The sequence below is a fragment of the Ruminococcus flavefaciens genome (assembly GCF_900119075.1).
Taxonomy (GTDB): domain Bacteria; phylum Bacillota; class Clostridia; order Oscillospirales; family Ruminococcaceae; genus Ruminococcus; species Ruminococcus flavefaciens_Q.
Genome location: NZ_FPIP01000003.1, coordinates 142510 through 167664, shown reverse-complemented (window position 1 = coordinate 167664; position 25155 = coordinate 142510). Strand labels below are relative to the sequence as shown.

Sequence of the window (25155 nt, the reverse complement as noted above, 5' to 3'; positions counted from 1 at the left end):
ATATTATCCGAAGTATTCCTGCATAAGTGCTTTTTTCAGCGTTTCAGCCTTTTCAAGCACCTGCTTGACTGCCAATTTCGATTTGTCGGTCTGCTCTACAAAGGCGGCGAATTGTTGTTGTAGGTTTATTGGTGGTAACATCAAAGGTATTTTTTTTAATTCAGTTTTTGTGATTGACTTTGTAACAGCACCATTTATGCATCCCGAAATCAATAGTTCTCCGTATTCTGTATGCAAATACTGATACAAATAAGGCATTAAAATCTTATCATTTATTCTTACCATAATTTGATTCAAGCCTAATGATACTGGTCTATTAAGATATGGCATAACATAATTTAAACCAGCACTTCCGATTTTACAAAACACTAATTCACCACCAAATATCTGCGATTTTTTGAAAAAATCATAGGATTCTTTTGATATATATTTTACGTCCTGAGAAAAATCATTTTTAGTAAAATTCAAGAATCTAACCATTAAAGCATAATCTTCTTCGTCTTTCATATTCAAATGCTCAACAACTACTTTATTAGCACCATTTGAACCAATATCTCCCATGTACTGCACAACATTTTCAAATGGTACTATAGCAAATTTATTTGGATTAGCACTTGGCTCCCCAAACATCTCCACAAACCGTGATTTGACAAGCAGGTCAAGCTTTTCAAGGATAGCGTTGCAGAGGTCTATGGTGTGGGTTGCTTTGTCGAGGTTGGCTACAATTTCTAACTGCCTTTCTATGCTTGGCAAGGGAATAAGCATTTTTCGCATAGTAGCTTGATTAAGCTTTTGTCTTGTGGCACCGTTGACCATTGAACTAACATCATAAAACATTATAGAATAGCAAAGATAGTCAACATCAATGCAGTCCTTAGCTTTCAAAACATGAGCATGATTATTTACCCAACACTTTCCCGATACACGATAAGCTATCGGTCTGTCTTTCGAGCCAAAATTACCGCCGTCTTCGGCAAGCAACACTAATTCATCATCAAAGATATAATCATCAACATAATCTTGTATTCCATTTGCTCCATAGTATGGATATATCCCCTTCGTACGGTCTTTTGCTGTCACTGGGACTCTTTGACTATCAAGAATGTCGCATACATCTTCTAAAAACGCTATTTTAGCCATTCAGCAATCCTCCCAACTCCGACAGCACACCACCGAGTTCCTTATAAAGCCCGTCAAGGTCTGCCATTATCTCACCCGTGGGAGGGTACTCCACAGCCACATATTCCGTCTTCTTGTACTTGTTTATGGACAGGTCGTAGTCGTTATCAACTATCTCCTGCTTAGGTACAAAAAAGCTCTGCTCCGTGCGCTCCCTGTCCTTTTCACCGTCGAGATTATGGAAACGGGAAATAATATCGGGAATATCGTTCTCGGTTATCTCCGAACGCTTGTCATCGAGGGAGAATCCGTCCGCCTTCATATCGTAGAACCACACGTTATCCGTGCCGCCGTGACCGGTCTTCGTGAATATCAGCACAGCCGTGGAAACGCCTGCATAGGGCTTGAATACGCCGCTGGGCATAGAAATAACAGCTTCAAGACGGTTTCGGTCGATGAGTTCCTTGCGTATGTCCTTGTGAGCCTTCGACGAGCCGAAAAGCACACCGTCGGGAACGATACACGCACAGCGTCCGCCAATTTTCAGCATTTTCAGAAACAGCGAAATAAAGAGTAGCTCGGTCTTTTTAGTCTTGCACATTTTCAGCAGGTCAGCTGAAACTATATCAGCGTCGAGACTGCCCTTGAACGGCGGATTTGCCAGGATAAGTGTGAACTTCTCACGGTCGGGATTCTGGTCGGAGAGACTGTCCCTGTACTCGATTTTTGGATTAGCAACGCCGTGAGTCATCATATTCATAGCGCCGATACGCAGCATAGTTCTGTCCATATCGAAGCCTGTGAACATTTCGTTCATATAGTGGAACTTCTTCTGTGCGTTGTAGAATATCTCTTCTTTGCGGTTATCTATCAGCCATTCGCCTGCCGCAACAAGGAAGCCGGAAGTTCCGCAGGCAGGATCGCAGATGACCTCATCGGCAGTGGGCTGCATAAGAGCAACTATCATTTTGATGATGTGTCGGGGAGTTCTGAACTGACCGTTCACGCCTGCTGTGGACAGCTTCGAGAGCAGATACTCATAGATGTCGCCGCGAGTATCGGAGTTGAGATCTTTCTTTGACTGCTCGAATATCTCGTCAAGCTGATCAACGACCTTCGAGAATAGCTGCGGTGTTGGAACTTTGAAGATAGCGTCCGCCATGTACTTGGAGTAAGCTCCGTTTTTGTCATCGTGGAGGTTCTTGATGAACGGGAAAACGAACTCCTGCACTGTGCTGTACATCTTCTCCGCAGGAAAGTCGTGGAACACCGACCACTTGAGCACGCTGCCGTCAACTTCTCTGCCGCCGATGTCGATATTGCCATCAAACATGGACTTATACGGCAGATCGAGCATGATAGCTTCCTTGCTCTTGGTGTTGTCGATGTCATCGAGGTCATGTATGAACATGAGGTAGGTTATCTGTTCGATGACGTCCAGCGGATTGGTAAGTCCGCCCGTCCAGAAAGCCTCCCACAGCTTGTCTATCTTATTTTTTATAGTACCTGTGATCATATTGCTCTCCTAAAATGCTTATATTTATTTAATTATACCATATTTCGCACAATTAATCAATAGATAGGCTCGAATAAATGTGAATATTATCAAAACAAAAGCTGCTTTTGTAAGATAGCTACCCTTATTACAGCACAGGCAGGAACAAGAGTAGCAATCTCAAATTCGTTAGCATTTTATAACCATTTTATGCAATCATCCCTATCATGAAAGAGTAAAAATGCACAATAAGAAAATGCCTATTCTACGTTGGTAATAGCCCTTACCTGTTGCAGCCTCACTGTAATAAAACTACAAATATCTCGTTACATATTTGTGTAAACCTCACACGAACATTTGAACAGAGAGAAATATATGTACGTAAACATTTGTTCTGTTTCAATATATAAAACAAATGTTCTGTACGCGCTTTATGACACATTATACAATTGACTCCTCCCTATCAGAGAGGGCAGATATTCTCGGAAAATCGCAATTTTCCGAGAATTTTTTTCTTGCATTCTGCCAATTGATTATTCATTTTCAATGAACTATAATGGTTATACGTTTTCAGGTTCAAAGGCATTTTCTTCGTCAATTGAATCAAAGAAGAACAGTATCTTGACAATTGAATAGTTCCCGAAATGCATATCGGATACCTCGTTGTTATTATTGTAAGCATAAAGAATCGTATCAAAACGCTTATACATACAGCTAAAAAGTGTATGTCAGCAGCAATGCTGATCTTATTTAAAGGAGGTCATGAAAATGACTACACCAAAAAGAAAAGTGCTTACAATCAAAGAGGCGGCGAAGCTTATCGAGGGACTGACGGAATACCGTATCAGGCAGATGTGTATTTCGGGAGACCTGCCCTGTTTCAAGGCTGGTAAGAAGTACCTCATTTCCGAAGAAGCTCTCATGAAAGCTGTTTTCGGACACTATGAGCCGGAAGGCGGTGATGCTGCATGAACATCTTTGAAAAGATTCGTGAAAGTGTTACCATGCAGCAGGTGGCGGAACTGTATAGTATCGACACCTGCAGAGGAATGATAAACTGTATCTTTCATGATGACAAAACTCCGTCCATGAAGCTTTACGACGACCACTATTATTGCTTCGGATGCGGAGCTCACGGTGATGCAGTAGCTTTTGCGGCTCAGGTAACGGGACTGTCTCAGTATGAAGCAGCAAAACAGCTCTGCTCTGCCTTCGGTATCGTACACAGCAGCAATGAACCATTCATAAAACCCGTGATACAGAGGGAGACACAGCGTGAAAAAGAGGGAAAAGCCTTCCGTGTATTGTCTGACTATTATCATTTGCTGTGCAGATTTCGTGAAGAATATGCTCCGAGGTCACAGGGAGAAGAACCCAGTCCGCTGTTTGTAGAAAGCTTGAACAATCAGGACGAATATGAGAATTACTGCAATATTTTCATCAGCGGAACACAGGAAGAGCGAAAAGACTTTATCGAGAACAGGAAAGAGGTGTTGGAACGTGCAGGAAAGAGAGTCAGAGAATATTATGGAAATAGTACCGCAGGACGAAGCAGCGAATATGTCATTTCCTGATGAAGAACCGACTATAATAGACGTTGAACCTGAGGAGCTTACTTCGGACGGTGCTACTGAAACCGCATATACTGCCATCGAAGAACAAAGTTACTCCGAATCATATTCAACTTCTGATACTACTTTTGCCACAGATACAGCTCCCGTATGGCTTGATGACAAGAGCGTAAATGAGATAATCTTCTGTGAGGAATTTTTATCCGAGCACAGGATAATCTGCATCAACAATCAGTTCATTGGCTTTGACGGAGTTATCGAGGATATCTATATTGAAAAGCTCATCTATGAGAAGCTGAAACCGTATATCCAGAAAGGTGTCGCAGGCAAGGTAAAGCAGCTGTGTCAGGCTCTGAAGCTGGACGCACATTCCGAGGAAATAGTTCCCGACATGAATGAGATACACTTATTAAACGGAACATTAAATGCAGCAACCTTGGAGTTCACTTATGAGAAAAAGTTCTGCTTCGGACGTATCAATAACAGCTATAATCCTGGTGCAGCTCCGCCAGAAAAGTTTCTGTCATTTTTGTCGGAGCTTCTGATACCTGAGGATATTCTTACGTTACAGGAATGGTTCGGATATCTGCTGATACCAAGTACAAAGGCGCAGAAGATGCTTACCATGATAGGCAACGGCGGAGAGGGTAAGAGCCGTATAGGAGTTCTGCTGAAAAACATCTACGGCAGGACAATGTCAACGGGAAACCTGTATACTCTTGAAACAAATCGCTTTGCCCGTGCCGCACTTGAGAACGCATATCTTTTCCTTGATGATGACATGATAATGGACAAGCTCTCCGAGACAAACGTGCTGAAAACAATTATCACAAACGAAGGGAAAATGCTTATCGAGAAGAAAGGCATACAACCTTATTCAGCAAACATCTATGCTAAGCTGATGTCATTCGGAAACGGTTCACTGAAATCTCTTACGGATAAGTCCGACGGCTTCTTCCGCAGGCAGATAATTATTACCACGAAACCTAAACCCGAAAACAGAGTTGATGATCCTTTCCTTGTGGAGAAATTTATTTCCGAAAAGGAAGGAATACTTCTGTGGTCACTTGAAGGTCTGCGGAGACTTATGGATAACAATTTCAGCTTTACTATCAGTGAGAGGACAGCAGAAAATCTCAGGAACAGCATGAAAGATAACAGCAACATTATCAGTTTCCTTGAGGACGAACAATTTGTAAAATTTGATCCGTTACTGGAATGCTCCACAGCAGATTTGTACAGCGGTTATTGTCACTGGTGTGCTCTTAACAGCACTGAACCTATGAAAAAAGATCCGTTTAATCAATGGCTGAAACAGCATCACAGTAAATATGAACTTGAATATTGTACAAATGTTCAGAGCCATGATGACTGTAAAAGAGCTAGAGGTTATCGCGGGCTCGATACGACCTACAGAAATAATCTCAGATGAAATTGAAAAAATGCCGTGTAGGTGTGTAAAAAGTCAGTTTTTGCCTATTTTACGGCATTCCTTTTACACACCTCGTGTACAGCAGTGGTGCAGGCATGATGCAGCAGGTGTGTAAAATAAACCGCGATATATAGGCGATTACACACCATGTGCAGCATACACAGCATTTTTGAAATCCATTTCAGAATTTTCAGAAAGGGCAAATGAACTCCCAAAGCTGTGTTCTGATGCTTATCAGGCTGAAAAAATGTTAATTTCTCTTTTGGGCTGAGCAACAGAAATGATATTTTTTATTGAAATAGCATTCTGAAGTTTTCAGAATATCCCGAAAAAGCAGTCAGGCACTAAGTGCATTCAGGTGATTAGCAAGCATCGCCTGTGTCATTACACTTTCGATTTTTCAAGAAAATCGTATCACAGGCAGCACAGCTTGCTGGGAGATTCCCAGACCCTTTTATCCGAAGTTTACAAACATTTTTATGAGGAGGCATCTATGGCAAACCGTGTAAGAAAACACATGATAAATTTCTATGTTGATGACGACGAGCTTGCAGCTATCAGACTGAAAATGGAAAAAATCAATATGAACAATCAATCGCTCTATCTGAGAAAGATGGCACTTGAAGGACGTATCATAAAAGTGGATTATTCTGTTTTCAATGATATTGGGAATTCCATATCAGGCGTATCAAGAAATATCAATCAGATAGCAAAACGTATCAATGCTACCGATAACATTTATGCAGAAGATATGAAGCAGATAAAACAGACACAGGAGGAAATATGGCAATTACTAAAATCCATAGAATTACGACTACTCTGATCCATGCCCTCAACTATATTGAGAATAAAAGTAAGACAGATGATAATCTGCTTGTAACAGGTTATGGATGTTCCCCCGAAATTGCTGCTATAGAATTTGAACAGGTCCGCAGAAATGCAATGAAGCCCGGCGGCACTCTTGCATTTCACCTTATCCAATCATTTGCACCGGGTGAAGTTGATTATGAAACTGCTCATAAGATCGGAGTTGAACTTGCAGACAAGGTTCTGAGAAATCGTTTTCAGTATGTAGTTGCGACGCATATTGACAAAGATCATATCCACAATCATATCGTTTTCAATTCTGTGAGTTTTACAGATTATAAAAAATTTCATTGTACAGCTTCGGTCTATCGGTATATCAAAAGGCATAACGATATTCTTTGCAGTGAAAACGGATTGTCGGTCATCACTATTCCTCAAAGCAAAGGAAAAAGTCATTATGAACATCTGCTTGACAAGAAAGGTCAGAGCTGGAAGTCTAAGCTCCGTAAGACTATTGATTATTGTATCTTGAAAGCAAGAAACTGGGACGAGTTCCTGTTCCTTATGGATAAGGAGAAATATGAGATCAAGTGCGGTAAGTATATTTCTTTCCGCGCCGAAGGTCAGGAGCGTTTTACACGTTCAAAGACACTTGGCGATCATTATACCGAGGAAAGTATCAGAAAAAGAATTGCAGGCGAATCCGTCAGGTTATCATCTAAAGAGCCTGATATTAGAAACAGCCTTGTTATTGATATCGAAAATAATATAAAAGCTATGCAATCCAAAGGATATGCGAACTGGGCAAAGGTATTCAACCTCAAACTTGTGGCTGAGACTGTAAACTATCTTTCGGAAAACAATATTTCCGATATTTCCACCCTTGACTCAAAAATATCCGAATTGTCAGATAAGCTATATAAGAAAAAAGAAAGATCCAAAGCAAATGAAAAGCGCATAAAGGTTCTGGAAGAACAGATAAAGGATATCGAAGTTTACAGGAAGACCAAACCTGTTGTTGAAGGTGTTCCAAAGCATTTCGGCAAGGAAAAGTACAGGCACGAACATGAAGCTGAGTTTATCCTTTATGCTGCCGCCGAGAGGTCAATTAAAAAGGCTTTCGGAGATAAAAAGCTTCCGCTTATCAAAGAACTCAGGGCAGAACAGAAAAAACTGAAAACAGAAGCAGACAAGCTCTGGGCTGAGATAAAAAACGAGAGACCACAACTTGATGAACTGAGAAAGATGAAAAATAATATCGATCGCTTTCTTAACTCAGATAACCAGCATGATCGCAGTCGTGACAGGAAACGCTCTTATGAGCTTGAATAACCATAATCAGGCAAAAGAATTGTTAAATGAAAAATATTATGTAAAACGTCTTGACAGTTCCACGAGTTAATGCTATGCTTTAAAGCGATAAACTACAAGTAAAAACCTATCATTTATGTAAGGAGGATACTATGGCAAGAATAGAAGAACGTCGTAATAAAAACGGCGAAGTAACAAGTTACAGATTTCGTGTTTCTCAGGGATATAACTCTGACGGGAAACAGAATGTTATAGTAAAAACATGGAAACCGCCGAAAGGACTTACAAAGGCTCAATTAAAAAAAGAAGTTCAGAAACAAGCAGCGCTGTTTGAGTCTGAATGCGATCTCGGACTTACAGTTGACAGCAGTATTACATTCAGACAACTGTATGAAATGTGGTTAAGGGAATATGCTGAGGTAAGCTTGAAAAAGACAACTCTGGCAAGCTATAAGGCAATGCTGAAGAATGTTCTGAAAAGCATCGGTCACATTAGTCTGAACAAGATACAGCCGCATCACTTGAGCGACTTTTATGCTTCATTGCTTGGAAGGGCAGTTAAAACAAACGAAGCTGTAACACCTACTATTGATTTCAAAAAATATATCCTTGTTTATGACGGAAAGAAGTATAAACATGAGCGAATAACACAGTCGGAGCTTTCCAGAAAAGCAGAGGTTTCTCTGACTACTATAAAAGTGCTTCTTAAGGGCAAAGCAATCAGTGTAAAATGTGCAAAGAAGATTTCAGATGCCCTTGGACTGGAATACAAAAAGGTTTTTAATGATGTAAAACGAGATAATGTTAGTGTGGCGACTGTAAAAAGATATCACGCTATTATATCAGGAATCTTTAAACACGCAGTAACTCAGAATATTGTTCCTGTAAATCCATGTACAAGAGTCAGACTTCCTAAAGCACCAAAACCTGAAGCAGTGTTTCTTGACGAATCAGAAGCACTTCGCCTCTTAGATGAACTCGAAGATGCACCTGAACCGTTCAGAACGGCTACGATGCTATGTTTGTTTACGGGAATGCGAAGAGGAGAGCTCTGTGCCCTGAATTGGAAAAATATAGATGAAGATGCACTTCTTGTATGCGTAAGGAAAAATCTTACCTATACGAAGGAATTCGGACTTGTTGAAGGAACTCCAAAGACAAAATCTTCTATCAGAGATATAAAGATATCTGATAACGTCATAGAAATGCTGCATGAATACAAGAAATGGCAGGACGAGTACAAGTATAACCTTGGAAATAAGTGGATTGAAACAGGAAAGGTATTCACCAATGATTTTGGCGGTTGGCTGAGACCTGATACGTTTTCAAGCTGGTTCCGTAAATTCTGTAAAGAACATCATTTTGATAAAGTTCACGTACACACTCTGCGCCATACCGCAGCAACTATTATGATCATGAACGACATTCCTCTGAAAGTAGTTTCTCAGAGGCTCGGACACAACAGCACTACCGTAACGAATGATATTTATACCCATGTTATACAGAGAGCAGACGAAATGGCAGCGAAAGCGATGGATCTGTCATTGTTCTCAAAGAAAAAGAAGGATAAATCCGCATAAAGAATTGGCAGCAGCCAGAGAAGTATTATCTCTGGCTGCTGTCTTTTTTTATTGTGATTTATATTGCGTAAGAACCAATAAGAACCAAATAAGAACCAAACGCCTATTTGGACAAATAGTGTACTGGAAGAAAATACTCATATTTTTGGTTCTTACGTAAGAACCAAAATGACATTTTTAGAGAAAAACGGTATATAAAATTTTAACCACGCAGTCCATAAACCGCGTGGTTAAGCCATTTGCTTGGAGCTTGTGACGGGACTCGAACCTGCGACCTGCTCATTACGAAGACGAACAACCGTATATAGTAATTATGAATAACCGCTGTTAAACTACGGTATTACGCGGATTTTAGAACTTTTAACTATTGTTGTTTCAGGTAATTTCAATTGATTTTCAGCAGTTATTTTTGATTTTGTTGACCATAAGTTGACCGTGATTTTTTGGATAATTCGACATTTTATAAGATTTTGTTGACCAAAGAAGCAAATATAAAGAGTTTAGAACAAGGTTGTAACCTATAAAAAATTCAAAGCACAATCATAATTGTTTGTATAGTATAACAAATTTCGATTGGTTCTATTGACATTAAAAGATCTCTGTGATAATATATACAACGGTGCAAATACAGCAAGGAGCGATGATAAGCTCTTTGCTTATTATTTGACATAGCAGTTAGCTCAACATAACAAAAGGAGAATATTAATGAAAAGATTAGTAACTATATCAGCAGTTCTGGCAATGGCGGTATCATTATGTGCCTGCGGCTCTGAGAGCAGCAGTTCTGACTCTGTTAAAACAGAGGCAACGACTGTAGCCGAAAAGCTTTCGCCTGCGGATCAGCTTCTTGAAGATGTAAAGGGCACTTATGACGAGCTTTTTACTGTTATCTGCGATCCAAAATACGATCAGATATGGCTCGATAACTGCGGAAAATTCGTAGGCAAGGATATGGCTGAAAGTACAGCTGAAATGCTGAAAAACTCCTGTACGGGTAATGTTTATGGCGAAGAAGCTGTAAAAGCTTATGCAAACACTGAAAATATTCAGTTCGACTGCTTTTTCATTAACGGCGTAAAGCAGTTCGTTTTTAACGGCAGCAATATCTCAGGACTTGATGACAGCGGCAAAAAGGTGTTCGAGCATGAATATAAATTCGTTAAGAACTTTTCTTTAGGTGGCATGATGGACGGTTATCTCTATGAGACCTCAGATAAGGACGCAGGCGAGTTCAGATACTTTCTGATGATGCCCGATACTCCTGCTTCAACATATCACATTGAATTCCGTTACGGAAGTGATATGGACGCTCTTGCTGAGTACGACAAGGGCGCTTATGCTTACTGGCTGGCAGCAGGTATACCTGCCGACTGCGATGAAAAGCTCATCACCGATTGTATCACACTTTTCGCCGAGGAAAATCTTTCCGAAATGACTGAACAGAAAAGCGGTGATAAGATTGAAATAGGAACTGCCGAGGAGCTCACAGCCTTTGCAAAGAGCGTCTCTGACGGTTCAAAGGACGGATATGCAGGGAAAACTGTTGTACTTACCAATGATATCGACTGCACTGATATTGAATGGACTCCTATCGGCACAATGAATCTTGAGAACATGGAAGATCATTCCTGTATGTTTCAGGGCGTGTTCGACGGCCAGGGACACAAGATATCAAATGTAACTTATACAACTAATACTCCTGTTTGCGGTGCAGGCATAATCGGTATGAATCTTGGCGAAGTAAAGAATCTTACTGCCGAAAACATCAATATCCGCTGCACTGATACTTTTTCAATGGCTGTTGGCGCCGTTGTAGGCTACAATATGGGTGAAATACACGATGTTGTCCTTACAGGCGAAAACGAAATTGCAGGTGTAAATGCTGTAGGCGGTATTGCAGGCGGTTCTACAAAGCACGTTCACGACTGTAAGGTGGACGGCACTACAGTAAAAGTTCTCGGCGATAATGATTTCTCATCAGGCAGGATAATCCAGTGTGATGTTGCGGAGTGCGGCGGTCTTATCATAGGAGGAAGCTTCGGCGGTACTATGGAAAACTGTACCGCAAAGGGAAAGATAGTTGCAGAGGGCAATGAACCTGTAGGTCTTGGCGGCATTGCAGGCTGCCTTGAAATGATGGACAGTGTCAGCGATTGTACGGCAGATGTTGAGATAATCTCAGCAAAGGGCGGTCACGCTATCGGCGGTCTCTGCGGATACAGCGGAACACATTCAAAAGGTGATGTAGCTCTTAAAACTGAGGGTATTGAAACCCATGAATATCCCGGTATTATCAAAAACTGCAATATCACTGTTAAAATGAATGTAACGAATGCAACTCATGTTGGCGGACTTATCGGTACTGGACTTTATTATTACGGAGAAGAAACTGCTTTCAAGATAATTGACTGCTCTGTGAATGGTGAAATAGTAGGTGCAGTAACTCCCGGCGCAGTTGCAGGCCGTGCTGAGAACAGCGTTATCGAAAGCTGTGAGGCAAGTATTACATATGATGGTTCCGAACTTACAGATAAAATAGGAAAGACCGATAAGATGTACGAAAGTGCCGATCAGGGAGAGAATGAGGAAGAAAAATCAGCAGCCTGACCTAAAGGATATTATAAACGATAAAAGAGCTTATGCGGAAGTATAAGCTCTTTTATCTGATTACGAACGGAGAAAAGCATGAAAACAGAAAGCAACCCTAAAGTAATGAAAATTCTGAACGAATATGCAGGCGGACACAGACACCTTATCACTGTCGGACGTATACTTGCGGCGGTCAGTGCGTTTATGGGACTTGTTCCTTTTTACGATCTTTGGAAGATAATCCGTATAGCTGTAAAGGGCGAGGAATTATCAAAGATCGCAGGTATAGCATGGCAGGCAGTAGGCATAACTGTGGCTGCTCTGCTTGTCTATATTGCCGCCCTGATGTGTACTCATATCGCGGCATTCCGTGTTCAGGCTAATATGAGGAGCAGACTTATGCGACGTATCCTCACTCTGCCACTCGGAGTATTCGATGAGGACGGTACGGGTAAAATACGCCGTACCGTCAATGAATCAACTGCCGCAACAGAGAGCTTCATTGCACATAATCTTCCTGATAAAGCTGTTGCAGCGGCTACTCCTGTGGGATTGCTGATACTTCTCGGAGCGTTCAACTGGAAGCTCGGACTTATCTGCCTTATCCCTGCACTTATCGGCTTTTGTTTTATGATGAGCATGATGGGCAAAGGAATGCAGGAGAAAATGGCAGAGTACCAGAACGCACTTGATACCATGAGCAGCGAAGCTACGGAATACGTCCGCGGAGTGCCTGTTGTAAAGGTGTTTGGTCAGTCCGTACATTCATTCCGCCGCTTCAAGGAGGCTATCGACGGCTACAGCAAGTGGGTAACTGCCTACACTTTAATGCTCCGTATGCCTATGACCATGTTTATGACCTGCATAAATGCGGTATTTGCCTTTCTTGTTCTCGGAGCTTATGTGCTTTCAAAGGGCAGCGTTACCTCGGAAATGATACTCAACGTGATGTATTACATCATAGTAACTCCGCTTCTGACAGTTACTCTAACAAAAATAGCCTATTCGGGAGAGCAGGAAATGGTGGTCGTAGACGCACTGAAGCGCATGGATAGTATCCTCGATATACAGCCTCTTGCAGAAGCAAAAAAAGCGGAGCTGCCCAAAGATAACTCAGTTGAGCTTAAAAACGTGAGCTTTAAGTATAAGGATTCTGCGGATTATGCCGTAAAAGACTTGAATATAAAAATCGGCAGCGGTGAGCACATCGCACTTGTTGGTCCCTCGGGCGGAGGAAAGACCACAACCGCGGAGCTTATAGCCCGTTTCTTTGATGTTACGGAGGGTTCTGTATTCATAGGCGGCGCGGATATCCGAAATATCCCGCAGGAGGAGCTTATGAAGCAGGTTTCATTCGTTTTTCAGGACAGCCGCCTGCTGAAAGCGTCAATACTCGAAAATGTGCGTCTTGCCCGTCCCGAAGCCACAGAAGCAGAGGTAATGCAGGCTCTCGAAACGGCACAGTGTATGGATATCATCGAAAAGCTGCCGCAGGGTATACATACAGTCATAGGTGCAAAGGGCATATATCTTTCGGGCGGTGAGCAGCAGAGAATATCAATTGCAAGAGCTATACTGAAAAACGCTCCTATAATCATTCTTGACGAGGCTACAGCCTTTGCCGATCCCGACAACGAGAACAAAGTGCAGGCGGCTTTCGGTGAGCTTGCAAAGGGCAGGACCGTTATCATGATAGCCCACAGGCTAAGCACAGTTGTGAACACCAACTGCATTTATGTACTGAAAGACGGCAGCGTCTGCGAGCAGGGCTCTCACAGTGAACTCATGGAGCAAAACGGACTTTACAGGCAGATGTTTGACGAATACAGCCGTTCTATAAACTGGAAGGTGGGTGCGTGAAATGAAGATAATTGAAAAATTACAGCATACATTCGCCCTTTCCCGTGAGGGCGCGGCTGATATGGTAAAAGCTTGCATCAGCGTTACGGTCACGAATATGTCATTTATGATGACAGCAGGCGTACTGTACACGCTGATAAAGGATATGCTGAATGATAATCTTACAAAGGAACGCATACCCTTTTATGTGATTGCCTCAATAATTGTTCTTGCACTTATCGCACTGACGAATTTTATCCAGTACAACGCTACATTTCTTTCTACCTACAAGGAAAGCGGTATAAGAAGAACTTCTCTTGCGGAAAAGCTTAGAAAGCTGCCACTTTCCTATTTTGGCAAGAAGAATATAGCTGACCTGACAACAACTATCATGGCGGACTGCGCTATGATCGAGACGGCTTCCAGCCACTGGATACCCGAGCTTATCGGTGCGATAATTTCAACTTCACTTGTGGGAATAAGTATGTTCATCTTCTTTGACTGGCGCATGGTTCTGGCAAGCTTCTGGGTAATACCTGTTTCATTTTTGCTTGTATGGGCTTCGGCAGGCTATCAGAAAAGAGCTGTCAGGAAGAACAACGGCGTTAAACTGGAGCTTGCAGACGGCATACAGGAATGCCTTGAAGCTGTCCGCGACCTCCGTGCAAACAACGCACAGGACAGCTATATGGAGGGACTTGACGTCAAGATCAAAAAAGTGGAAAAAGAAGCCCTTTTCACGGAATTGAAGCTTGCGGTATGCGTAAATTCGGCAGCGATTATTCTAAAGCTTGGCATAGCGACTACTGCCCTTGTAGGTGGAGTATTGCTTGCAAAGGGAACTATCGACCTGCTGACGTTTTTCATGTTCCTCATGCTGGTATCGAGACTTTATGATCCTATGCAGATAACATTGCAAAATTTTGCGGCTATAATTGCAACTTTGGTACAGTGTGAGCGCCTTGACGAAGTACTTTCACATGAGGTACAAACGGGCTCAGAGCAGATGACTAATAAGGGTTATGATATCACATTCGACCACGTTTCATTTGCATACAATGACGATACGGCAGTTCTTGACGATGTATCGTTTACTGCAAAGCAAGGCGAGGTAACAGCTTTGATAGGTCCGTCTGGAGGTGGTAAGACAACGGTTTCACGGCTTGCGGCAAGGTTCTGGGACGTTACTGGCGGAAAAATTACTCTCGGCGGCATGGATATCTCAAAAATTGATCCTGAAACGCTTTTCTCTGCTTATTCTATTGTATTTCAGGACGTTACCCTGTTCAATCAGAGCATAATGGACAATATCCGCATAGGCAGAAAGGACGCAACTGACGAGGAAGTAATACAGGCAGCAAGACTTGCCAACTGCGAGGAGTTCGTATGCCGCCTGCCGCAGGGCTATGATACTGTTATAGGCGAAAACGGCAGCGAGCTTTCGGGCGGCGAACGCCAGCGTATCTCAATTGCAAGAGCATTCCTCAAGGACGCTCCCATAATACTCCTTGACGAAGCTTCGGCAAGCCTTGACGTGGAGAATGAAACCGCAATACAGACGGCTCTTTCACGGCTTATCAAGGACAAGACCGTCATGGTAATTGCTCACAGAATGAGAACAGTTTCAGGAGCAGACAAGATAGTTGTCCTGTCAGACGGAGTTGTAAAAGAGTCGGGCAAGCCTGAGGAGCTTATGCAAAAGAACGGCATATTTGCTAAAATGGTAAAAACTCAGACAGAGGATCAGAAATGGGTTTTCAGCTAATCAGAAAATATTATTGATAATTTTTCAGGAGGTTATAAAATGAACGACAAGAAACTTAAAGCAAAGGATTTTATTACAATAGGCATATTCTCGGCGCTTATCTTTGCGGTCGAGTTCGCCTGCGGAATGTTGGGCTTCATTCACCCGTATATCGTTGCCGCTTACGTGGTGCTGATACCGCTGGTAGGCTCGATACCAATGATGCTATTTTATACCAAGATAGAAAAGTTCGGTATGCTTACTATCATGTCAGTATTGCTGGCGATAGTAATGTTCGTAACAGGTATGGGCTGGCTCGGCGGACCGCTTATAATCGCAGCAGGCTTTGTTGCCGACCTGCTTGCTAAAAAGGGCAATTATAAGAGCTTCAAGCTCATCGCCATCAGTCACGGAGTATTCTGCCTGTGGATATGCGCTAATTACTTCCCTGTCATCGTCACAGCAAAGGACTACCGCAAGAATATGCTTGAGGGAGGATATTCCGCAGAATACTGCGATAATCTGTTCAGAGCCATAAACGGAAAGACTATCGGTGTACTGCTTATTCTCTGCTTTGTTTTCGGAGTCATCGGCGCATTTCTCGGCAAGGCAGTTGTAAAAAAACACTTTGAAAAAGCAGGAATAGTATGATAAAAATAAGCCTTGATCCGCGCACAAAGCTTTTTATGATATTTGCGGTATCATTTATCGTCATGGTCAATGCGATAACTCCCCTTGAATGGGGCATACGCATTATGGTAACTCTGATACCCATACTTCTGCTGGTAACAGAAGGGAAATACGCCTCAGCCTTTCGTTTTACGGTGTTTTACGGAGCCTCTTTACTTCTGCTGAAATACTGCATATCGGAAAGTTCCACAGGCATATTCTCCGCCATACTTGTGGGTTACTGCGGAATAGTAGCCCAGTTCCTGCCTGCTATGATAACCGCATGGTATGTCATAAGGACAACAAAGATAGGCGAATTCATGTCGGCTATGCAGAAAATGCACGTTCCCGACGGGATATCAATTTCACTTGCAGTTGTTATGCGCTTCTTCCCGACCATAAAAGAGGAGTATTCTTCAATAAACGACGCTATGAAAATGCGCGGGATATCACTGGGCGGCGGAAAGGTCACGAAGATGATAGAATACCGTATGATACCGCTGATGTTCTCATGCATAAGCATAGGCGAGGAGCTGTCTGCGGCGGCAGTAACAAGAGGTCTAGGAGCTCCCGTAAAGCGTACAAGCCCCTATGAGCTGAAAATGAAAGCGGCGGACTTCATTATGATAGGGATATTTGCGGTGAGCGTTATTATTTTTATCACAGCAAAGTATTTCAGGTGATAGTATATGATAGAGATAAAAAATGTGGATTTTCAGTATAAGGGCTCGGAAGAAGCAGGGTTGCATGACGTTTCACTGAGTATTAAGGACGGCGAGACCATTCTGCTCTGCGGTGCTTCGGGCTGCGGAAAGACTACCATAACAAGGCTTATCAACGGGCTTATTCCGCATTACTACAAAGGGGAGCTGTCGGGCAGCGTTACTGTAAGCGACAGGGATATTGCCCAAACTGAGCTTTACGACCTTGCAAGCGTGGTTGGAACTGTGTTCCAGAATCCGAGAAGTCAGTTTTTTGCAGTCGATACTGACGGTGAGATAACCTTCGGTACGGAAAATATCGGACTGCCGCCTGCGGAAATATGCCGCAGAAAGGCTGAAGTTGTAAATGAACTTGAACTTGAAGCTCTGCTTGAAAAGAGTCTTTTTGCGCTCTCAGGCGGTGAAAAACAAAAGATAGCCTGCGCCAGTGTATCTGCATTGATGCCCGAAATCATCATACTTGACGAGCCGTCTTCTAATCTCGATTGGAAAGCAATCGGCGAGCTGAAAAATGTTATCCGCAAATGGAAGGAAAACGGAAAAACTATTATCATTTCTGAACACAGATTATGGTATCTGAAAGACCTTGTTGACCGCGTTGTTTTTCTTGAAAACGGAAAAATAGTACACGAATGGAATAAAAATGAATTCAGTTCACTGACATCAGAGGAGCTGCAGCAATACGGCTTGCGTCCCATAAAACTGGAAGAAAAGTACATACGCGAATTCGGCGGAGAGATGTTCTCTCCAGAAAGCAGAAGCTCCGACACAACCTTTGAAAAAGCGGTCACTATACGGGATATGTACTTTACCTATAAGCCGCAGAAATATGTGCTTTTCAGAAAGAAGCTCACTGCTGAGAGTTCCGATAAATACACCATTTCCATTCCCAAACTGCGTTTGCCGCAGGGCAGCGTTACAGGCCTTATCGGAAGAAACGGCGCGGGAAAATCAACATTTCTGCGCTGTCTATGCGGACTTGAAAAAAGCTGTCCCGTAAAACTTGACATTGATAATGAAAGCATCTCTGGCAAAGGCATACTGAAAAAGTGCTACATGGTCATGCAGGACGTAAATCACCAGCTTTTCACGGACAGCGTTGAAGCGGAAGTGCTGCTGTCAATGAAAAGCGAGGATAAGGAGTATGCGGACAAACTGATAGCTGAGCTTGGCTTGGCAGGCTTCGAAAATACTCACCCGATGGCATTGTCCGGCGGACAAAAACAGCGCACGGCTATTTGCTCAGCACTTGCCGCAAATGCTGAAATACTTCTTTTCGATGAACCTACCTCGGGACTTGACCACAGACACATGAAAATAGTCGGCGGTCTGCTGCGAAAGCTTGCAGAACGAGGAAAAACAGTGATTGTTTCTACTCACGATCCCGAACTTATTTCCTTGTGCTGTCAGTACCTGATGTGCCTTGAAAATGGACGTATCAAGTATTTCCGTAAAGTATGATAAATGAAAACCCGCCTGAGTTTTGAAAACTCGGACGGGCTTTTCTATACTTCTGTCTGATTTCATTATTTGATACAGGTGGATCGTTGTCTATGGTCAGAAGTATCTTTATAAGAATCTAAATAAGAGTCACTTACAGTTTCAGGCTACGACGTCCCATTCTTACGCATCACCTCGTCTTTAACGCTTTCAGTAAATTTTTTCTCCTTTTAATTTCTCCAGCCCGTGCTGACTGCTCGTTTTGTCACCATAGAATGATAAATGCCGCCCTTTTGCATAAGGCTGTCATGACTGCCCGACTCACCTATCTTTCCGTCTTTGATGACCATGATGTTGTCTGCACCGACAATGGTATTGAGCCTGTGTGCGATTACAAGCAAAGTCTTGCCTTTGCAAAGCTCCGAGATAGCCTGCTGGATATAGCTCTCGTTGTCGGCGTCAACGCTTGCAGTCGCCTCGTCAAGAATGACAATCGGCGAGTCCTTGAGGATACACCTTGCGATAGAAAGGCGCTGTGCCTGACCGCCCGAAAGCGAAGCTCCTCCCTCACCGATGACGGTATCAAAACCGTCGGGCAGTTCCATAATGAAATCATAACACCGTGCCTTTTTCGCTGCTTCAATGATCTCCTCACGGCTTGCATCAGGTCTGCCGAGAGCGATATTGTTATAGACCGTATCCTGAAACAGATAAACCCTCTGGAAAACCATACTTATATTATCCATAAGCGTAGCAAGTGGTATATTGCGGATGTCTGTACCTCTCAGCAGTATCTCACCTGACTGTATATCCCAGAACCGTGCCAGCAGACTTGCAATTGTGGATTTTCCACCGCCGGACGGTCCGACCAGTGCGGTCATCGTACCCTTGTCAGCTTTGAAGGATACGTCTTTGAGGACATCCTTTTTATCGTAAGCAAAGGTCACATTTTTGTATTCGATCTCTGGTGCAATGCTGTCCGTCAGCGTTTGTGTACCGCTGTCATCAAGCTCATTCTCAGCAAACAGAGCCTCTATTCTGTCCATGCAGGCACTCATAACCGTCAGCCTCGCTTCCTGATCATAGAAGGTCTTGATTGGAACAAACAGATCGAAGAGAAACAGCAGCATACCGATGTAGTAATTCAGAGGCATAGCTCCTTTGAAATACAAGAATGACGAAAGTGCCAGCACCAACACAGTACCCGCAGCGTATATCATGTTCACTCCGCGCGCCCACGGAGCATGTTCCTCCTCAAATTCAAGGTTGACCTTGCAGTTGTGTTCAAAGCTGTCTGTCAGCTCCTTTGATTTTTCACCGAGCAGATTATAGGTCTTGATTATGCCGATGCCTTCAGTGAAATCCAGTACCGCTTCGGTCTGTGTCTCAGCGGCATCCTGTCTTTCCTTTGAGTGTGAAAGGTCGCTTTTTATCATTCCTCTGCCGAGCAGCATCATGCAGCATGTAACTGCAAGCGAGGCTGATCCCAATCGCCAGTCAAAGAAGAACATGAACACGATCATGATTATCTGCGAGAACAAATAGCTCATCATATCCGCAAGAACTGCCATACAGTTTTCCTCTATGAATACCATATCCGTTGACAGCACTGAGCTGATGCGTCCGATGTTGCCTTCTGTGAAAAATCCCATTGGCATACGGCGGAGATGCTCTCCCAGCTTCATACGCATATCCGCGAAAATCATATATCCCGCTGCACTCTGTAACCTGTCGGCGATATTCTGAAATAGTGCCTGTACTGCTACACTGCCCACAAGCGCAATAGCTGCATAAACACAGGCTTTCTTTGAAAGCTTGCCGTCAATGAAAGCAGATACGATCAGAAATGTTGCAATCGCAGGCACCTTCATCAGCATACCTTTAAAAAATGACAGAACCATTGCTCCGTATATCCTACCCTTGTATTTTCCTGAAACATCAAGGATTCGCTTTATCATACCTATCATGCTCTCACCTCATTTCCGATAGTCCAGTTAGCTCTTGCTTCACTGCTGTTCCAGAGCTTTTCATACTCATCACAGCTCTGCAGAAGCTTTTCATGTGTGTCGGCGGCGATAATATTTCCGTTCTTCATCACGCATATTTTGTCAGCATTAACTATAGTCTGCAGGCGGTGTGCGATGACAAGAACTGTTTTGCCCTTGATGATCTCAGCAATAGCAGCATTCATTTTTTCCTCATTCTCCGGATCTATGAATGCCGTTGCTTCGTCGAGGACGATTACAGGAGCATTTTTCAGTATTGCTCTCGCAAGAGATATGCGCTGACGTTCGCCGCCGGAAAGCATTTTGCCGCCGTCACCTGCCATTGTGTCGATACCTTTCGGCAGACGTTCAAGGAACTCATTGCACTGAGCTTTTTCAGCAGCCGCTAAGACATCCTCACGTCTTGCATCAGGCTTACCGATAAGAATATTTTCATACAGCGTTGTATTGAATAAAAACTGCTCCTGCGAAACATAGGAGATATTGTCGTTCAGCGCTTCAATGCTCATATCCGTGATGTCCTGACCGCCAAGTGTGATCGTTCCGCCGTTCAGGTCGTAATAATGCACCAGCAGCTTTGCAAGGGTAGATTTGCCGCTGCCTGATTCCCCCACCAGAGCAGTGAACGTACCCTCACCAAGTTCCAATGAAACACCGTGCAGAACTTCCTGTTCCTTATAGGCAAAGCGAACGTCATCAAATTGTACGATATGCGAACTGCCTGTAAACGAGTTGCCGTTGGAATGCAATGGTTCATTGTCCATAGCCTTTTCAATCTCATCAACTTTGTAATTAAGCTGCGGAAATTTGCCAGCAAAGTTCAGCGCTTTCAGCAGCGGCACACCTATAGACAGCGTCAGGCAGAATACCAATACCAGATCAGCCAGAGTAACCGAACCGTTTATGACCATCAGTGTACCCACAGGCAGCATAACTAGTGCTACGCACGGAATGAGCGCACTGTAAAGAGCCATCCACGGCCAGCAGATCTTGTACCACGCAAGGGTAAAATCCCGGTAGCTTTTGATATCGCTCTCGTAGCGCTTGTATGATTCTCCGTCCCGACCGAAAACCTTGACGACTTCCATACCATTTACATACTCTATGATCGTTGAATTCATCTTTGCGGCGGCAGTATAGTAATCGTTCATTTTCGCCATACCGGCCTTGAACATCATACCCATTGCAAACAGGCCAAACGGCAGAGAACAAAGGGACAGCAGTGCAAGCTTCCAGTTGGCAAAGAACATGCAAACTATTGCGATAAGTGCCATAGATAGATTTGCTATTCCCTCCGGTATAGCGTGTGCAAGCAGTAGCTCGACCTGATCAATATCATCAGTAAAAAGCTTTTTTATCCTACCGTTTCCCATATCCTGAATCGTGCCAAGCGGCTGACGTTCCAGCTTTTTCTGCAATGAAATACGGAGATTTTTCAATGTATTGAATGCTGCAATATGTGAGAACTTAAGCCCCAGAACATATAAGATAGCATATGCTAACATACATATAAAAATTAAAACGATATGACCTGTATAATACGCTGCTGATAGCTTTTTACCATCAAGCAACGGCTGAATGATACGATATATCAGAAAAAAAGGTACAGCTGATGCGATAAGTGCTATTAACATTGTCGCCAGTGCCGCATATGTATATTTGATATATCTGCCCATATAGGGCTTGATCTTACTGAACATTGTCTTTTCCTCCTTCTATAATTATAACATCTCTCCAGTTGAAAAATCTGCACATTACGCGGCAGTGTTCCTGTATTTTCTTCCATGACATCTTATGGATAAAAGGTTCGCATACGCAGGTCCAGTATGAGGAAATGAGAACATGGAATTCTTCCCGTGTAACATCAGCCTTTGCGAGTCCGCGTTTTTTAGCTTCGTCATAGAATTTCTCGTAGGCGTAACTAAGCTTTGCCACAAATTCATGACTGAAATTTTCATATCTTGTTCCTGCCGCTTTATCAATAAGCAGGGTGAATGTGACTCTGTTGTCATAAAGCAGCTTGAACATCGGAATAAAATTCTCATACGTCATAGTCCAGGACGCAATTATATCTTCATTGCTGAGTGCAGAAAAATCGATATCCGATCTGCTGTCTACAAAAGCGTTAAGTTCATACACTATGCCGCTGACAACAGCACAGAAAAGTTCCTCTTTACTTTTGTATCGCTTATATAGCGCTCCTGTTGTGATATCTGCATTTTCACATATAGTTTTGAGCTCGGCCTTTATAAATCCATTTTTGCTGAACTCTTCTTCCGCACTTGCAAGCAATCGCGGATCAATACTTGTATCAGGTGTTGACATTTCTTCGCTCCTTTGATATTTGAATTATCGATAATCCAATTATCATTTTAGCATATACTAATATTTTTGTCAATAGTAAAGAATAAATACTCAGTCTCGTTTTGTAACACCATAGATCAAATGACTTTATAATGAGCCTGCCCGACGGATATGATACGGTTATCGATGAGGGCAGTGCAAGCCTTTCGGCGGCGGAAACAGCGTATTTCCATTGCAAGAGCTATAATGAAGGACTCTCCTGTTATTATTCTCGATAAAACAACTGAAGAAGACTTTAATTATCAATTCATTTCGTTATCCGAAGCTAACATATATTGACAAAACTTTATCAATGTGGTATTATAACATTGATAAAAAAATAACAAAGAGGCGATTCAATAATGTTCAACGCATGGCAAAAGGAATGGGACGGCTTTACAGAGGGCCGCTGGAGTCATACTTCTGTAAACGTCAGAGACTTCATCAAAAAGAATTACACTCCTTATGAGGGCGACGAAAGCTTCCTCGCACCTCCTACCGAGGCAACAAAAAAGCTATGGGACAAGGTCATGGATCTCTCCCGACAGGAGCGCGAAGCAGGCGGAGTCCTTGACATGGACACCAAGATCATATCAACAATAACTTCACACGGCGCAGGCTACATTGAAAAGGATCTGGAGCAGATAGTAGGTCTCCAGACGGACAAGCCCTTCAAGCGCGCATTACAGCCCTTCGGCGGTATCAGAATGGCTCAGCAGGCCTGCAAGGAATACGGCTACGAGGTCGATCCCTCTGTAGTCGAGATATTCACAAAGTACAGAAAAACTCACAATCAGGGCGTTTTCGACGCATACACTCCCGAGATGAGACTTGCACGTCATTCGGCTATCCTGACAGGACTTCCCGACGCTTACGGCAGAGGCCGTATCATCGGCGACTACAGACGTGTAGCACTCTACGGTGTTGATCTCCTTATCGAGGACAAGAAGCACCAGATAGATACTTCACTGGTAAGAATGACTTCCAAGAATATCCGTCTCCGCGAGGAACTTGCAGAGCAGGTCCGCGCATTGCAGGATCTCAAGAAGCTGGGCGAGATATACGGCTTTGATATCTCAAAGCCTGCCGCAAACGCTAAGGAAGCAGTTCAGTGGCTCTACTTCGGCTACCTTGCCGCTGTCAAGGAGCAGAACGGTGCGGCTATGTCACTGGGAAGAACTTCCACATTTCTCGATATATTCATTCAGCGTGACCTTGACAAGGGTATTCTCACCGAGGAACAGGCACAGGAGATAATCGACCACTTCATTATGAAGCTCCGTATCGTAAAGTTCGCACGTACTCCTGAGTACAACGAGCTTTTCTCAGGTGATCCCACATGGATAACAGAGTCTATCGGCGGCGTTGACGTTGACGGTCACCACCTCGTTACAAAGAACAGTTTCAGATACCTCCACACACTGGAGAACCTTGGCACAGCTCCCGAGCCGAATATGACTATTCTCTGGTCAACAAAGCTCCCGAGGAAGTTCAAGGAATACTGTGCTAAGATGTCGATAAAAACATCTTCTATCCAGTATGAGAACGACGACATGATGAGAGTAGTTCACGGCGACGACTATGCTATCGCCTGCTGCGTATCCTCAATGGTAGTGGGCAAGGAAATGCAGTTCTTCGGAGCAAGAGCAAACCTTGCAAAGTGTCTGCTCTACGCTATAAACGGCGGTGTGGACGAGCGCCTCGGCATACAGGTTGGTCCGAAGTTCAGACCTGTTGACAGTGAGTACCTTGACTTTGACGATGTATGGGAAAAGTACATAGATATGATGGAGTGGCTGGCAGGACTTTACGTCAACACTCTGAACGTTATACATTATATGCATGATAAATACAGCTACGAAAGACTTCAGATGGCACTCCACGACCGTGATGTAAAGCGTTACTTCGCAACAGGTATCGCAGGACTTTCGGTAGTTGCCGATTCACTCTCAGCAATAAAGTATGCTAAGGTTAAACCTATCCGCAGGGATATCGAAATAAAGGACAAGGCAGGCAACGTTACAAGCATTGCAAAGAACGTGGTAGTCGACTATGAGATAGAGGGAGACTTCCCGAAGTACGGCAACAATGACGACCGTGTCGATCAGATAGCGGTAACTGTAGTCCGCAAGTTCATGGACTGCATAAGAAAGCATCACACCTACCGTGACAGTGTGCCCACAATGTCAATTCTTACAATTACTTCAAACGTCGTATATGGCAAGAAAACAGGAAATACTCCCGACGGCAGAAAGCAGGGAGTTCCGCTGGCTCCGGGAGCTAACCCGATGCACGGCAGAGACACTCACGGCGCTGTAGCTTCGCTCTCGTCTGTAGCTAAACTGCCTTTCAGACACGCACAGGACGGTATCTCCAATACCTTCTCCATAGTTCCAAATGCTCTCGGTAAGGACATGGAGGTTTTCGCCGGAGATCTTGATCTGGACAAGCTCAAAAAACAAATCTGATACGGAGTATAAAAGGAGGA

At 43.4% G+C, this 25155-nt stretch carries 19 protein-coding genes and 1 pseudogene; 14 read left to right on the top strand and 6 right to left on the bottom strand.

Annotated elements, in window-relative coordinates:
* Positions 1-3: 3 nt before the first annotated feature.
* The 3 genes from BT105_RS14995 to BT105_RS14990 form a co-directional block, all read right to left on the bottom strand.
* A complete protein-coding gene (locus BT105_RS14995) occupies positions 4-1140 on the bottom strand; it encodes a restriction endonuclease subunit S (protein WP_072299836.1) in 1137 nt (378 codons plus the stop codon).
* A complete protein-coding gene (locus BT105_RS05685; protein ID WP_072299835.1) occupies positions 1133-2635 on the bottom strand; it encodes a class I SAM-dependent DNA methyltransferase in 1503 nt (500 codons plus the stop codon). The genes BT105_RS14995 and BT105_RS05685 overlap by 8 nt, the downstream gene beginning before the upstream one ends.
* Positions 2636-3174: 539 nt before the next feature.
* Positions 3175-3324 (bottom strand): hypothetical protein, encoded by a 150-nt coding sequence (locus BT105_RS14990; RefSeq protein ID WP_177243938.1) that lies wholly within the window; start codon positions 3322-3324, stop codon positions 3175-3177.
* Positions 3325-3382: 58 nt separating this feature from the next.
* On the opposite strand from BT105_RS14990, the gene BT105_RS05680 reads away from it, so the two are divergent.
* The 12 genes from BT105_RS05680 (at position 3383) to BT105_RS05625 (ending at position 18339) form a co-directional block, all read left to right on the top strand.
* Positions 3383-3586, top strand: a complete 204-nt coding sequence (locus tag BT105_RS05680) for a helix-turn-helix domain-containing protein (RefSeq protein ID WP_242940092.1) — start codon at positions 3383-3385, stop codon at positions 3584-3586.
* Positions 3583-4188 carry a CHC2 zinc finger domain-containing protein gene (locus BT105_RS05675; RefSeq protein ID WP_072299834.1) on the top strand — a complete coding sequence of 202 codons (606 nt, stop codon included), beginning with the start codon at positions 3583-3585 and terminating at the stop codon, positions 4186-4188. Before BT105_RS05680 ends, BT105_RS05675 begins: the two co-directional genes overlap by 4 nt.
* Positions 4142-5617 (top strand): DNA primase family protein, encoded by a 1476-nt coding sequence (locus tag BT105_RS05670; RefSeq protein ID WP_177243937.1) that lies wholly within the window; start codon positions 4142-4144, stop codon positions 5615-5617. Before BT105_RS05675 ends, BT105_RS05670 begins: the two co-directional genes overlap by 47 nt.
* A gap of 493 nt (positions 5618-6110) precedes the next feature.
* Positions 6111-6440 (top strand): plasmid mobilization protein, encoded by a 330-nt coding sequence (locus BT105_RS05665; RefSeq protein ID WP_072299833.1) that lies wholly within the window; start codon positions 6111-6113, stop codon positions 6438-6440.
* A complete protein-coding gene (locus tag BT105_RS05660; RefSeq protein ID WP_072299832.1) occupies positions 6401-7756 on the top strand; it encodes a relaxase/mobilization nuclease domain-containing protein in 1356 nt (451 codons plus the stop codon). The genes BT105_RS05665 and BT105_RS05660 overlap by 40 nt, the downstream gene beginning before the upstream one ends.
* A gap of 131 nt (positions 7757-7887) precedes the next feature.
* Positions 7888-9315, top strand: coding sequence for a tyrosine-type recombinase/integrase (locus BT105_RS05655; protein ID WP_072299831.1), 1428 nt, complete (start codon positions 7888-7890; stop codon positions 9313-9315).
* A gap of 705 nt (positions 9316-10020) precedes the next feature.
* Positions 10021-11922 (top strand): GLUG motif-containing protein, encoded by a 1902-nt coding sequence (locus BT105_RS14800; RefSeq protein WP_072299830.1) that lies wholly within the window; start codon positions 10021-10023, stop codon positions 11920-11922.
* A gap of 78 nt (positions 11923-12000) precedes the next feature.
* Positions 12001-13764, top strand: coding sequence for an ABC transporter ATP-binding protein (locus tag BT105_RS05645; protein WP_072299829.1), 1764 nt, complete (start codon positions 12001-12003; stop codon positions 13762-13764).
* 7 nt (positions 13765-13771) lie between these two features.
* The gene (locus BT105_RS05640) at positions 13772-15508 is read left to right on the top strand and encodes an ABC transporter ATP-binding protein (protein ID WP_072300050.1); all 1737 of its coding nucleotides are present in this window, start codon (positions 13772-13774) and stop codon (positions 15506-15508) included.
* A gap of 39 nt (positions 15509-15547) precedes the next feature.
* Positions 15548-16138, top strand: coding sequence for an MptD family putative ECF transporter S component (locus BT105_RS05635; RefSeq protein WP_072299828.1), 591 nt, complete (start codon positions 15548-15550; stop codon positions 16136-16138).
* Positions 16135-16839: an energy-coupling factor transporter transmembrane component T gene (locus tag BT105_RS05630; protein ID WP_072299827.1), complete on the top strand. Its 705-nt coding sequence runs from the start codon at positions 16135-16137 to the stop codon at positions 16837-16839. Before BT105_RS05635 ends, BT105_RS05630 begins: the two co-directional genes overlap by 4 nt.
* Before the next feature lie 6 nt (positions 16840-16845).
* A complete protein-coding gene (locus BT105_RS05625; protein ID WP_037324620.1) occupies positions 16846-18339 on the top strand; it encodes an ABC transporter ATP-binding protein in 1494 nt (497 codons plus the stop codon).
* 209 nt (positions 18340-18548) lie between these two features.
* Here the strand turns inward: BT105_RS05625 and BT105_RS05620 are convergent, their stop codons facing one another.
* The 3 genes from BT105_RS05620 to BT105_RS05610 are packed head-to-tail and all read right to left on the bottom strand — an operon-like array spanning position 18549 to position 22649.
* Entirely contained in the window at positions 18549-20285 is a 1737-nt protein-coding gene (locus BT105_RS05620) for an ABC transporter ATP-binding protein (RefSeq protein WP_072299826.1), read from the bottom strand.
* Complete coding sequence (locus tag BT105_RS05615; protein ID WP_072299825.1) at positions 20282-22024, bottom strand: ABC transporter ATP-binding protein; 1743 nt, start codon at positions 22022-22024, stop codon at positions 20282-20284. Before BT105_RS05615 ends, BT105_RS05620 begins: the two co-directional genes overlap by 4 nt.
* Entirely contained in the window at positions 22014-22649 is a 636-nt protein-coding gene (locus tag BT105_RS05610) for a TetR/AcrR family transcriptional regulator (protein WP_072299824.1), read from the bottom strand. The genes BT105_RS05615 and BT105_RS05610 overlap by 11 nt, the downstream gene beginning before the upstream one ends.
* Positions 22650-22762: 113 nt before the next feature.
* Between BT105_RS05610 and BT105_RS15270 the strand changes: the two are divergent.
* A pseudogene (locus BT105_RS15270) lies at positions 22763-22913 on the top strand (ATP-binding cassette domain-containing protein); the annotation flags it as partial.
* Between the two features lie 116 nt (positions 22914-23029).
* The gene (gene pflB / locus BT105_RS05605) at positions 23030-25135 is read left to right on the top strand and encodes a formate C-acetyltransferase (RefSeq protein WP_072299823.1); all 2106 of its coding nucleotides are present in this window, start codon (positions 23030-23032) and stop codon (positions 25133-25135) included.
* The last annotated feature ends 20 nt before the right edge of the window (positions 25136-25155 follow it).

What these genes read in the sequence shown, in the direction of transcription:
- BT105_RS14995 (WP_072299836.1), bottom strand. Translation starts at nt 1,140, where the DNA reads ATGGCTAAAATAGCGTTTTTAGAAGATGTATGCGACATTCTTGATAGT.
- BT105_RS05685 (WP_072299835.1), bottom strand. Translation starts at nt 2,635, where the DNA reads ATGATCACAGGTACTATAAAAAATAAGATAGACAAGCTGTGGGAGGCT.
- BT105_RS14990 (WP_177243938.1), bottom strand. Translation starts at nt 3,324, where the DNA reads ATGTATAAGCGTTTTGATACGATTCTTTATGCTTACAATAATAACAAC.
- BT105_RS05680 (WP_242940092.1), top strand. Translation starts at nt 3,383, where the DNA reads ATGACTACACCAAAAAGAAAAGTGCTTACAATCAAAGAGGCGGCGAAG.
- BT105_RS05675 (WP_072299834.1), top strand. Translation starts at nt 3,583, where the DNA reads ATGAACATCTTTGAAAAGATTCGTGAAAGTGTTACCATGCAGCAGGTG.
- BT105_RS05670 (WP_177243937.1), top strand. Translation starts at nt 4,142, where the DNA reads ATGGAAATAGTACCGCAGGACGAAGCAGCGAATATGTCATTTCCTGAT.
- BT105_RS05665 (WP_072299833.1), top strand. Translation starts at nt 6,111, where the DNA reads ATGGCAAACCGTGTAAGAAAACACATGATAAATTTCTATGTTGATGAC.
- BT105_RS05660 (WP_072299832.1), top strand. Translation starts at nt 6,401, where the DNA reads ATGGCAATTACTAAAATCCATAGAATTACGACTACTCTGATCCATGCC.
- BT105_RS05655 (WP_072299831.1), top strand. Translation starts at nt 7,888, where the DNA reads ATGGCAAGAATAGAAGAACGTCGTAATAAAAACGGCGAAGTAACAAGT.
- BT105_RS14800 (WP_072299830.1), top strand. Translation starts at nt 10,021, where the DNA reads ATGAAAAGATTAGTAACTATATCAGCAGTTCTGGCAATGGCGGTATCA.
- BT105_RS05645 (WP_072299829.1), top strand. Translation starts at nt 12,001, where the DNA reads ATGAAAACAGAAAGCAACCCTAAAGTAATGAAAATTCTGAACGAATAT.
- BT105_RS05635 (WP_072299828.1), top strand. Translation starts at nt 15,548, where the DNA reads ATGAACGACAAGAAACTTAAAGCAAAGGATTTTATTACAATAGGCATA.
- BT105_RS05630 (WP_072299827.1), top strand. Translation starts at nt 16,135, where the DNA reads ATGATAAAAATAAGCCTTGATCCGCGCACAAAGCTTTTTATGATATTT.
- BT105_RS05625 (WP_037324620.1), top strand. Translation starts at nt 16,846, where the DNA reads ATGATAGAGATAAAAAATGTGGATTTTCAGTATAAGGGCTCGGAAGAA.
- BT105_RS05620 (WP_072299826.1), bottom strand. Translation starts at nt 20,285, where the DNA reads ATGATAGGTATGATAAAGCGAATCCTTGATGTTTCAGGAAAATACAAG.
- BT105_RS05615 (WP_072299825.1), bottom strand. Translation starts at nt 22,024, where the DNA reads ATGTTCAGTAAGATCAAGCCCTATATGGGCAGATATATCAAATATACA.
- BT105_RS05610 (WP_072299824.1), bottom strand. Translation starts at nt 22,649, where the DNA reads ATGTCAACACCTGATACAAGTATTGATCCGCGATTGCTTGCAAGTGCG.
- pflB (WP_072299823.1), top strand. Translation starts at nt 23,030, where the DNA reads ATGTTCAACGCATGGCAAAAGGAATGGGACGGCTTTACAGAGGGCCGC.